Source organism: Frischella japonica (assembly GCF_014489845.1).
Taxonomy (GTDB): Bacteria; Pseudomonadota; Gammaproteobacteria; order Enterobacterales; family Orbaceae; genus Frischella; species Frischella japonica.
The window spans coordinates 144,985-157,048 of sequence record NZ_JABURY010000021.1 but is presented as its reverse complement, the minus strand read 5'-3'; the positions used below and the strand labels follow the sequence as shown (position 1 = coordinate 157,048).

Below are 12,064 nucleotides of genomic sequence, written 5' to 3'. Positions count from 1 at the left end.
ATTAATCATGATTAAGATCTAAACTTTTTGATTGCCATTGTTTAGACTTCCAACGCCAAGCATTAGCTAATCCTCGTAACCATTCGTCACAAGCAAAGCCGATCCAGATCCCAAGTAAACCCATTTGTAATGTAATACCTAAATAATAGCCAATTGGAATCGCAACACCCCACATAAAGATTAATGCCATATAAAACGGAAAACGCGCATCTCCCGTTGCTCTTAACGCATTAACCATAATAATATTTTGTGTTCGTCCTGGTTCCAAAAATAGCGATAAAATAAAGATTGGCAATAAAATTGTCATCACATCACTATTATTCGTAAAACCAGCAACAATGGTTTCCCTAAATAAGAAAAAGGGGATTACCACAATCGCCGTAACAATAATACCAAGTTTCAGGCTGCTAAAAGTTTGCTTATACGCTTGCTCAAATTTTCTTGCACCAACCAGATGGCCAACGATAATCTCATTACCCACACCGATTGCAATAGCAAACAGCATCATAAAATAGGCTAGCTGTAAATAAAGTGCTTGAGCAGCTAAAGTGGTTTCGCCCATTAACCCAATGAAAGCTGTCATAACAAGCACTTGTCCGGTCCATGACAAATTTTCACCAGCTGACGGTAAACCGATTTTTAGGATCTGTTTTAAAACAGTTTTATTCCAATGTATAAAGAGCCTCAATTCTGCTTTAATTTTTAAATGATATAAAATGATAAATGTGAGTAACAACACACCTATCACTCGTCCCACGACGGTCGACCAAGCAACCCCGACTAATCCCCATTGAGGAAATCCCCAATAACCATAAAGGACAAGAAAATTACCGGAGACCGTAATAATATTCATAATTAAAGAAACATACATCACGGCTTGAGAATAACCATATACTCGAATACACGAAGCCATAATAATGACAATTGCTTCAAAAAATAAGCAGACCCCTAAAATATGAAAATATTCAAAACTTAAATCTAAAATTGAGTTCGGAGTATTCATAGTTTTTAATACTTGATAACCGAACAGCGAAATAAATAGATAACAAAGTAAACCAATAATCAAATTGAATGCTATTGATAAATGAATAGCATGACGGGCTTGCTGATAATTTTTAGCTCCTAAATATTGAGCCACAACAACGCTACAACCAATACCAATAAAGTTGAAGATCGGAATAAAAATATCAAAAAATTGATTAGCGACCGTTGTTGCTGCCAACATCGCTATTGACACACGACTGATCATATAGGTATTAATTAACAACGTTGATAAATGTAAGAAAATATCAATAAAAATCGGCCAACTTAATGAAAAAAGAGATTGATCGACAACCGCACGATCTGCTTTCATAAAATCCTGCTATAAAATAAATAAATTATGATTTTATTTTACATTATTTAAACTAAGAGGCGATATATCACTCTAAAAGGTAATGAATAAAATCGGAAGGAAAATGCCACGTTATTTATCATATTAAATAGCGCGACATTATGATTAACTAAGCCAAAACGTTAACAATTGATTCACACAGTAAAGACATATTATCTAGTGTCATACCAGCCACATTGATTCGACCAGAATTAACGATATAAATACCATAATCATTTCTTAACGTTAGAACTTGCTGTTCTGTTAAGCCACTAAATGAAAACATGCCATTTTGTTTAGCAATAAAACTAAAATCTTGCTTGGTCCCTTTTTCTTGTAAAGTTTTGACAAACAATTGTCGCATACGGTGAATACGTTGACGCATAACCGTCAACTCGGTAATCCATTCTTCTTTTAATTCTGGATTGTTGAGTATATAAGCAACAACATTTCCACCATGAGAAGGTGGATTAGAATAATTTGCTCGAATAACCGTTTTAACTTGACTAAATGCTTTATCCGCTACTTCAGCATTTTCAGCAATGAGGGTTAATGCCCCAACCCGTTCATTATACAAACCAAAATTTTTTGAATAAGAACTCGCAATTAATAATTCTGGTAAACTATTGGCAAATAGTCTGACCCCCAAAACATCTTCTTCAATACCTTGTCCAAAACCTTGATAAGCTAAATCAAATAGCGGTAACCAACGTTTTTTTATCGCAATATCTAAAATGATTTGCCATTGTTCAAGTGTTGGATCAATGCCTGTAGGATTATGACAACAACCATGGAAAAGTACAGCATCACCTTGCGGAATACGATTTAAATCTGCAATAAAAGCATCAAAATTAATATCGTGATTCTTGGGATCGTAATAACGATATTCTTTAACTTTCAAACCGGCAGTCTGAAAAACATTACGATGATTAGGCCAAGTTGGATTACTTACCCATATGTGTTTAACTTTAATTTTACTGGCTAAGAATTCGGCCATGATTCTTAAAGCGGCTGTTCCTCCTGGTGCTTGTGCCGTTTTGACTCTATTTTCTTGAATTAGTTGGCTATCGTTGCCAAAAATTAGCTGTTGGGTTGCAAGATTAAATGTCGCTAAACCGTCGATAGGTAAATAGGTTTTGCTCTGTTCGTTTTTTAGTAAATAAGTTTCTGCTTTTTTAACGCTATTTAACACTGGTGTTAAGGTATTTTCATCTTTATAAATACCCACACTTAGATTAATTTTATTAATACGCTCATCTGCTCTAAAAATATCAGCTAATCCCAATATAGGATCGGCTGGTGCTTTGACTAAACTCTCGAACATGCGAACCTCAATAGTTATTTTTATATTGAGCTAATTATTATACGCTTGAAAAATCCAATTGAGCAATAGGTTTTAGCTGCGCTAAAAATTCAATTAAATTATCTGCTAGCAGCGTATTTTTATTATCAATTAATCTTTCCAATAAAATATTACCCGTTTGATTGTCGATAGATATAATTTCAGTATCATCATTCGTTGAAGCAATAAATACCGATGGTCGACGTTTAAGTTTTTTTTGCATAGTCAGATGAGCAATCAAGTGTTGTTCTAAACGAGCAAAATCCTCATCATTCCATACTTGAATTAAACTCAATGACACATCATTAAACACCGCTTGCATATCACCAGCATATTGCGTTTGATAAAAATAATGTGCGTCAGGATGTAACGTGATATTGATAACCTGCTCAACAATGGTTAATGACTTTCCTTCAGCTGCTACAGGGCGCCAAAATACCACCGAACCTTTTGTTTCAGTGATACAAGGTGATGGCATATCATATAGCGCCTCACTTTTAGGATCGTGTTGATAGGTAGCTTGCCATAGTTCAACGTAACGTTGCGTAAATTGCTCAAGTGCGGTTGATGGTTTTGTTATAATATTCATATTGACTAAATAATACCTTTAGTTTTAATGCTAAATTAGCTATGCTTAGTTAACTATAGATAGTGTAGCGAAAAATTACCAGCTTAAAATCATAATAAACGGTAGTAGCCATTTCAACACCAATTTGAATCAGAAAGAATAATTTTAAAATAAACGAGGTAGTTGTGATTACTCAAATTAGTCCTTTAGGATCCATGGATCTGTTGTCACAAATTGAAGTCAATACATTAAAACGTTCTGCCAGCAGTGAATTATATCAATTGTTTCGCAATTGTTCTTTGGCAACGCTTAATGCTGGAAGCAAAACAGATAATACTAAACAATTATTGGAACAGTTTTTATCATTCGAAATTAATGTCATTACTAATGAACGCGGAGTTAAACTCGAACTGATCGATCCTCCTCAAAGTGCATTTGTTGATAATAAAATTATTCGTTCCATTCAGGCTAATCTTTTTGCTGTATTACGTGATATTTTATTTGTTAACAGTCAAATTGTATCTATCAAAGGTTTATTACCTGACGAACTGAAAAAAGAGCATGATACTTATTACATTACCAACTTAGTTTTTGCTATTTTACGTAATGCCAATGCCCTTCATGTTGGTGAAGATCCTAATATGGTTGTCTGCTGGGGGGGACATTCCATTAACGAAACGGAATACTATTATGCGCGTCAAGTTGGTATGCAACTCGGTTTACGCGAGCTCAATATCTGTACTGGCTGTGGCCCAGGAATCATGGAGGCACCGATGAAAGGTGCCGCGGTGGGTCATGCGCAACAACGTTATAAAGACAGCCGATTTGTGGGTCTAACTGAACCGTCTATTATTGCCGCAGAACCACCAAATGCATTAGTCAATGAATTAATCATTATGCCAGATATTGAAAAACGCTTGGAAGCATTTGTACGTATGGCACATGGCATTGTGATATTTCCTGGTGGTCCAGGAACAGCTGAAGAATTATTATACATTTTGGGAATACTGTTAGATCCGGCTAACCAAACTCAAGCTTTACCGTTAGTTCTAACTGGACCGAAAGAATGCCGTGATTATTTTCAAGCTATTGATAGTTTTATTTATAATACATTAGGTGAACAAGCGACTAAACTTTATCAAATTGTGATTGATGCTCCTGAAGAAGTCGCTCGTATTATGAAAAGTGGTATTAAACAAGTAAAAGCGGCACGATTAGTTAGTGGTGATGCTTATGGTTTTAACTGGACATTAAAAGTAAATCAGGCCCTACAACATCCATTTGAACCAAGTCATCAAAACATGGCTGCACTTAATCTTCATAAAGACCAACCAATAGAACAATTAGCGGCAGATTTACGACGTGCTTTCTCAGGTATTGTTGCCGGTAATGTGAAAGAAGTTGGTATGCAAGAAATTGAAAAATATGGTCCATTTAAACTGCAAGGCGATCCGCAAATCATGCAACAATTGGATCAATTATTACGGCGCTTTGTTGCTCAAGATCGTATGAAATTACCCGGTGGTACTGCTTACAAACCATGTTATGAAATCTGTTTTTAAACTCATAACATCATGATTATTAAGGCAGACATCTCTTGATGTCTGTCAATCGTTTTAAATCAATTAATGATAAAAATCGCTATATTTATTAAGCCTGTATAGATATTGACTATAAAAATGATAGATTGAGGTAACCTCGAAAGTCGGTATACTTATCCTTTATAAACCAAAAATAACATAGATTAAATATGCTATTTCCTATAATGATTACAAAGGAGCAATAACTATGGCCTATACTCTTCCTCCCTTACCTTATGCCTACGATGCATTAGAACCTTATATTGATGCCGAAACAATGCATTTGCATCACGATAAACATCACCAAACTTATGTTACCAATGCTAATACGGTATTAGCCACATTATCAGCAGATTTACAAAAATTGGCTCCTGAAGCATTATTAAAAAACTTAGATAATGTTCCCGCTGACAAATTAACTGCCGTGCGTAATAACATTGGAGGACATGTTAATCACACTTTATTTTGGGAACTACTTAAAGTTGGAACTGAATTAAAAGGTGATTTAAAAGTCGCCATTGAAAGAAGTTTCGGTTCAGTTGATGCTTTTAAAGAAAAATTTGCAACTGCTGCCGCAACCCGTTTTGGCTCCGGTTGGGCATGGTTGGTGGTACAAAATGGTGAATTAGCAGTGGTATCTACTGCTAATCAAGATAACCCAATCATGGGTGAAAAATTATCAGGTACCTATGGTACGCCGATTCTAACCTTAGATGTGTGGGAACATGCATATTATTTAAAATATCAAAATCGACGAGTTGATTATATCGGCGCATTTTGGCATGTCGTTAACTGGGATAAAGTTGCAGAATTATACGCAGCAGCGCAATAATTTTCTAATTAATATACCTCATTTTTGGGCACGTTTTAACGTGCCATCTCTTTTTTATTGTTATTAGCTCACACTTTTATCTTATTTCCCATCAAAAAAATTGAATGATTTATTTTCGTCAATAAAATAAGATTGAGATCTTCATCACTATTTTGCTTTTTTATTGCTCGTTTCAGTGACTAAAATCACAAAATCAAATTAATTAATTTGTGACGTGAAATATGTTAGTTCATTATAAAACTATCGAAATATATAAGTTCATATTCCAATAACATTTGAATTTATTATATTTTCATTTATAGCTGATTTTTTAAGACAGCATTTTACTTATCTCTGCCTTTTAGGAAGCAATGAAAATGAATAATGATAACCAATTAGTATCAAAATCACTAAAGAAATACCCTTTTTTAAAACGTTCCACTGCTTTTATAGTAAGTTCGTTGTTACTGTTTGATACTGTGCCTGTATACGCTAACCATTTCTTAGAAGATGGATCCGTTACCGGAAATATTTTCTTCTGGAATCGAGACCGTGAAAGAAAAGATATCTCACAGGATCTAAATGGCAATAGGCAGTATCACGGTTATAAAAAGAATATTCGCCAATCCACTTTTAACGCTAATCTAGATGTAAAATCTGGTTTTATTGCTGATATACTAGCATTTGAAGTAGGTGGTTACGGCGCCTGGGAGGTGAGTAATGGCGGTAACGGTCATCCAAATGAAATTGGCTTCAGTGGTAAAAGAACTCGCTGGGATGAAAATTGGAAAAAAGATGTCAGTGGCGCCAGTGTTTATAAAGCATTAGTAAATTTAAAACTGGATGATAAATTTTGGCTTAAGGCCGGTTATATTCAACCATCCGGACAAACTTTGCTCGCGCCACATTGGAGTTTATTACCAGGTACTTACCGTGGTTTTGAAGCCGGTACAGTGTTTGATTTTCAAGACAATGGTGTATTATCCATGTCTTATATGTGGGCAGACAAATATAAAGCGCCATGGTATAAACGTGTTTACAATTTTCGCCAATGGGATAATAAAACTGAAATCAGTTATCTGCATTCCGCTGGTTTAAAGTATGATTTTAAAAATAATCTCGTACTTGAAGGGGCTTTTGGTCAGGCTCATAATTACATGAACCAATATTTTGCTAAAGCTTCCTATAAAATGGATGTATTAGATAATCCATTATCCATGAGCTATCAATTTTATGGCGCTAAAGATCAACATCACCGTGGCTTAGATGTATATGATGGATTAGCTTGGCTACAATCAGCAAGTTTACAATATCAAATAGGACCAGTAGGTTTACGAGCTGAAGGGGTTATTGTTAAAGCCGAAGGTAATCAAGGCTTCTTTTTACAACGTATGACACCAAGTTATGCATCATCTAACGGTCGTCTTGACGTATGGTGGAATTCACGTTCAGACTTCAATGCCGATGGCGAAAAAGCATTGTTTGCTGAAATCAGTTATGATTTAGGTCATTTATCTAATTACTTGGCTGGTTGGCGTACCGCGACTTCCTATGCCTATGGTTGGGACGCAAAACCTAATTCTTCAAAAAACCAAAGTGGTCAGCGTAATTTCAAATCGCAAAGATTGATCGAATCAGCTTGGAACATTGATTTATCTTACACTGTACAAGAAAGTTGGGCGAAAGATAGTTCCTTCCAACTCCATTATACTCGCTATAATAACCACTCAAATAACCCAAGCTGGAGTAATGGTTACGACAATATTTTTCAAGATGAACATGATATAAAATTTATTGTGACTTTACCTTTCACCATTTTTAGCCCGAATCAAAAATAGGAAAACCGTATTATGAAAAGCTTTAAAACGACCTTATTAAATGCATCTATTACCGCATTATTAACAACTTTGGGGTCATCAGCATTTGCGTCGCAAACCATTGTCGATACCCTTAGTCAACAATTAAAGGTAAATTATAAAGTGGTGGATAATCATGCAGCTAACCATGGCATTGATTGTTCAAACCTAGGTGGTGATTGGGGAGCATGTAACAAAGCAACGATTTCTTTAACTAATAAAGGACCAGCAATTCAGGATAAAGATTGGGCGATCTATTTCAGTAGTATTCGTATGATTTTAGCCGTCGAGAATGAACAATTTAAAATCACCCATCTTACAGGTGATTTGCATAAAATCGAACCTACTGATAAATTCAGAGCTTTTCCAGCAAATGGCACGATCACAATTCCAATCATTGGTGAATATTGGCAATTAAGTGAAACAGATGTGCTACCACGTTGGTATGTTACATCAACGAATGCTAAACCAAAGATTATAAAGAATACTGACACCGAAACATTAGCCAATATTGTTTCGCCAATTGGTGAGCAATGGCGACGAACACCTGATGATCATAATATTTTGATGACACCACAGAGCCGTTTTGAACGGAATGCTGATGTTAAAAAATTGGATGCTAGCGCATTACGAGGTCAGATTATACCTACTCCAACTAAATTTACGTTGGCAAATGCTAATATTACATTGGATAACAACGGTGTTGACTTACAATTAAACAATCTTAACACCGCAAGTCAATCAGTGTTAAAAGAACAATTTAAAAAATTAGGTATTCCTTTAACAAATAAAGGTTATAAGATTGAAGCTAACATTAATACCAATAAAGCCAATAACACTGTACCCGGTGCCTATCAACTCAATATCACACCTAAAAAGGCTACTATTATCGCTTATGATGAAAGTGGGATTTTTTATGGTGTTGAATCAGTCTTATCATTAATACCAGCCAAACAAAAACCCGTTATACCTGAAGTTAGCGTCGAAGATGCACCGCGTTTTCAATATCGAGGTATTATGCTTGATACTGGACGAAACTTCAAAAGTAAACAGGCTGTCTTACGGCTTTTAGATCAAATGGCGGCTTATAAACTTAATAAATTCCATTTCCATTTAAGCGATGATGAAGGTTGGCGAATTGAAATACCTGGTTTACCAGAATTAACAGAAGTAGGTAGTCAACGATGCCATGATCTCACCGAACAAAGCTGTTTATTACCACAACTTGGTTCAGGACCGAACAATGATAATTTGGGAAGTGGCTATTTTAGTCGTGATGATTATATCGAGATAGTCAAATATGCGAAAGCACGATTCATTGAAGTTATCCCTGAAATTGATATGCCAGCACATGCCAGAGCGGCGATCGTTGCGATGGAAGCTCGTTATAACCGTTTAATGGCAGAAGGTAAGGAACAACAAGCGAATGAATTCCGCTTAGTTGATCCAACCGATACTTCAAATACTACAACGGTGCAATTTTATGATCGTAAAAGTTATCTTAACCCATGTTTAGACTCTTCAAAACGCTTTGTCGATAAGATTATTACCGAAATAGCGCAAATGCATCAAGAAGCAGGACAACCGATTTCTGTTTGGCATTTTGGTGGTGATGAAGCTAAAAATATTCATTTAGGTAATGGTTACCAAGATATTAATGCCGCCGATAAAGTCACTTGGAAGGGAACCATTGATCAAAGTAAAGAAGATCATCCATGGGCAAAATCACAAGCTTGTCAAACCTTAGTTAAACAAGGTACGGTGAAAGATATTGAATATTTACCAAGTTATTTTGCAATAGAAGTAAGTAAAATCATCAAAAACCATGGTATTAATCACATGCAAGCATGGCAAGATGGTGTAAAACATGCCGAAAATGCTAAATCCTTCGCTGTCGATAAAGTGACGGTTAACTTCTGGGATGCACTATATTGGGGTGGATATGATTCGGCAAGTGAATGGACAAATAAAGGTTATCAAATGGTGATTTCAAACCCTGATTACGTTTACTTTGATTTCCCTTACGAAGTCAATCCAAAAGAAAGTGGTTACTATTGGGGAACGCGTTTTAATGATGAACGGAAAATTTTTAGCTTTGCCCCAAATAACTTACCACAAAATGCTGAAACATCAACCGATCGAGATGGCAATGTGTTTAGTGCCAAAGGTACAATGAATTGGTCAGGTAGTTATGGTTTATCCGCTCAATTATGGAATGAAATTGTCCGTACTGATAATCAAATGGAATACATGATGTATCCTAGATTGTTAGCTGTTGCAGAACGGGCATGGCATCAATCAGAGTGGGAAATACCTTATGTTAAAAACCGTGAATTTAAACAAGGTGAAACACATTATGTTGATCAAACAAAGCTATTAAGTGATTGGACGCGTTTTGCCAATATTGTTGGTCAACGTGAATTAGCGAAACTTGATTTAGCGGGCATTGATTACCGTTTACCACTACCTGGTGCTAAAATTGTCGCCGGAAAATTAATGGCTAATATCGCGCTTCCTGGATTAACCATAGAATATTCATTAAATAATGGTAAAACTTGGTTAACCTATAAAGAAGAAACTGCAATTACCAAAAAACAGACAAATATACTAGTACGTAGCCGTTCTCTAGATGGTAAACGAACTAGCCGTAGTGAAATTGTTCAGTAGTTAGTTTATAAACGCTCCATCGCTTAGTCGGTGGAGCGTTTTTTAACTTCAATCCGATTTGTTTAGCAAAGTTTATTCTCATATTTTCGATATGATAGTGAGTAATACCATTATCAGCATCACTAATAAGTGGAAAACTAAAAAATTACTGGATTATCGCTGGTAAATATAAGAAAAAGCCACTAGCTTGATGAGCAAGTGGCTTTTAATTGAGTTAACTTAAGCGTATATCAAAACAAAATTGTTATAACACCATTCTGACAATATCAATCTCACCAAGTTCTTTATAGAGACTTTCGATCTGCTGAATATGTGTTGCATTAATCGTAATAGACACCGAATGATAATTACCTTTACTACTTGGTTTTATCGATGGTGTATAATCGCCTGGCGCATGGCGTTGAATGACTGAAACCACCTTATCAACCAGCTCTGGTTTAGCTTCCCCCATCACTTTATAAGTGAAAGAACAAGGAAATTCAAGTAATTCATTGAGTTTGGTTGGTTGCATAATAATCTCTTTCGTTGTAATTAAGCTTATGATAAATATGGTGCTATATTTTTATTTATCAACTGTTTTTAACCCATTATAGTTAACTTTCACCTTTAGGATGTAAAATTAATCAAAAAAATAGCTAAACCACTGTCTAAATTTAAGTGCCACATAATCAACAGCCATACCAAAGAGTCCTGTTTCTTCGACCTTTTCTAATGTGACTAATGGTTTTTCTGCCACAACTTGATCATTAAGTAAAAATTGCATGGTACCTACTTTTACACCTTGCTCAATCGGTGCGGAAATGTAGTCAGAATCCATTTTATATTTAATCTGTAAATTAACAGCTTGACCTTTAGGTACAGTAACATAGATATCGTCCATTGAACCTAACTCAACCTTATCTTCTTTGCCATACCAGATAGTTTTGGTAACTTTAGATTCATTGGCTTTCACTGGTGTTGTCGTTTCAAAAGAACGGAATCCCCAAATCAATAACTGCTTACTTTTTGATTCACGCTCTTTATCAGATTTGGCTCCCATAACAACTGAAATCAAACGTGTATTACCATCAACAGCTGACGCTACCAGATTAAAACCGGCATTATTAGTATGCCCAGTTTTAATGCCATCAACATTCAAGGTTGTATCCCATAATAATCCATTACGATTTAACTGTGGTTTATTCAGATTATATTTAAACTCTTTTTGTTTATAAATCGCATATTCATTAGGTAAATTATTAATTAATGCCTGTCCTAAAAACGCCATATCATGAGCGGTTGTATACTGATCTGGAGCATCTAAACCATGGACAGTTTGGAAATGAGTATTTTCTAAACCCAATTGTTTGACGTAATTATTCATTAATCCAACAAATGAATCCTGACTACCTGCGACATGTTCTGCCATAGCGATACAAGCATCATTACCAGATTGAATAATAATACCTTTGTTAAGGTTCTCAACCGAAACTTGTTTACCCACTTCAAGGAACATTAACGACGAGCCTTTTAAGACGGGATTACCTGTAGCCCAAGCATCTTTACTAATTAAGACCATATCCGAATTACTGATTCGGCCTGATTTAATTGCTTCACCAATGACATAACTGGTCATCATTTTAGTTAAACTTGCTGGATCACGACGTTGATCAGCATTGTGTTGCGTTAAAATTTCACCTGACTTAGCATCAATTAGAATATAAGCACCAACATTTTGCAATTGTGGTGCATCTGGAATAGGAAAATTAATATCCGCCTGTACGCTGCTATAAGCCGATAATGCTAAAAGTGCCAAGGTACATTTAAAATGTGTAAAAAATTGTTGTTTTCTCATCATACAAATCCAACGATAATTGAAATTTCAATAA

Annotated in this window: 9 protein-coding genes; 4 read left to right on the top strand and 5 right to left on the bottom strand. The window is 35.4% G+C overall.

All coding sequences use genetic code 11. The features are described 5' to 3' along the window. Nucleotide 1 precedes the first annotated feature (1 nt). The 3 genes from FcAc13_RS11465 to syd form a co-directional block, all read right to left on the bottom strand. Nucleotides 2-1,354 carry an MATE family efflux transporter gene (locus tag FcAc13_RS11465; RefSeq protein WP_187756352.1) on the bottom strand — a complete coding sequence of 451 codons (1,353 nt, stop codon included), beginning with the start codon at nt 1,352-1,354 and terminating at the stop codon, nt 2-4. A gap of 148 nt (nt 1,355-1,502) precedes the next feature. Then, nucleotides 1,503-2,696 carry an amino acid aminotransferase gene (locus tag FcAc13_RS11460; protein ID WP_187756351.1) on the bottom strand — a complete coding sequence of 398 codons (1,194 nt, stop codon included), beginning with the start codon at nt 2,694-2,696 and terminating at the stop codon, nt 1,503-1,505. A gap of 37 nt (nt 2,697-2,733) precedes the next feature. Further along, nucleotides 2,734-3,303 (bottom strand): SecY-interacting protein, encoded by a 570-nt coding sequence (syd, locus tag FcAc13_RS11455; RefSeq protein WP_187756350.1) that lies wholly within the window; start codon nt 3,301-3,303, stop codon nt 2,734-2,736. Between the two features lie 164 nt (nt 3,304-3,467). Here syd and ppnN point away from each other — a divergent pair, with 164 nt between their 5' ends. The 4 genes from ppnN to FcAc13_RS11435 all read left to right on the top strand — a co-directional run bounded on the left by ppnN (nt 3,468) and on the right by FcAc13_RS11435 (nt 10,196). Beyond that, entirely contained in the window at nt 3,468-4,844 is a 1,377-nt protein-coding gene (gene ppnN, locus FcAc13_RS11450; protein ID WP_187756349.1) for a nucleotide 5'-monophosphate nucleosidase PpnN, read from the top strand. A 226-nt stretch (nt 4,845-5,070) separates the two neighbouring features. Next, nucleotides 5,071-5,694, top strand: coding sequence for a Fe-Mn family superoxide dismutase (locus tag FcAc13_RS11445; RefSeq protein ID WP_187756348.1), 624 nt, complete (start codon nt 5,071-5,073; stop codon nt 5,692-5,694). Nucleotides 5,695-6,050: 356 nt separating this feature from the next. Continuing rightward, nucleotides 6,051-7,511 carry an OprD family porin gene (locus FcAc13_RS11440; protein ID WP_187756347.1) on the top strand — a complete coding sequence of 487 codons (1,461 nt, stop codon included), beginning with the start codon at nt 6,051-6,053 and terminating at the stop codon, nt 7,509-7,511. 12 nt (nt 7,512-7,523) lie between these two features. Further along, a complete protein-coding gene (locus FcAc13_RS11435; RefSeq protein WP_187756346.1) occupies nt 7,524-10,196 on the top strand; it encodes a beta-N-acetylhexosaminidase in 2,673 nt (890 codons plus the stop codon). Between the two features lie 244 nt (nt 10,197-10,440). Here FcAc13_RS11435 and ybeD read toward each other — a convergent pair whose 3' ends face one another. Further along, nucleotides 10,441-10,707 (bottom strand): DUF493 family protein YbeD, encoded by a 267-nt coding sequence (gene ybeD, locus FcAc13_RS11430; protein WP_187756345.1) that lies wholly within the window; start codon nt 10,705-10,707, stop codon nt 10,441-10,443. 108 nt (nt 10,708-10,815) lie between these two features. Next, entirely contained in the window at nt 10,816-12,030 is a 1,215-nt protein-coding gene (locus tag FcAc13_RS11425; protein ID WP_187756431.1) for a serine hydrolase, read from the bottom strand. Nucleotides 12,031-12,064 lie beyond the last annotated feature (34 nt).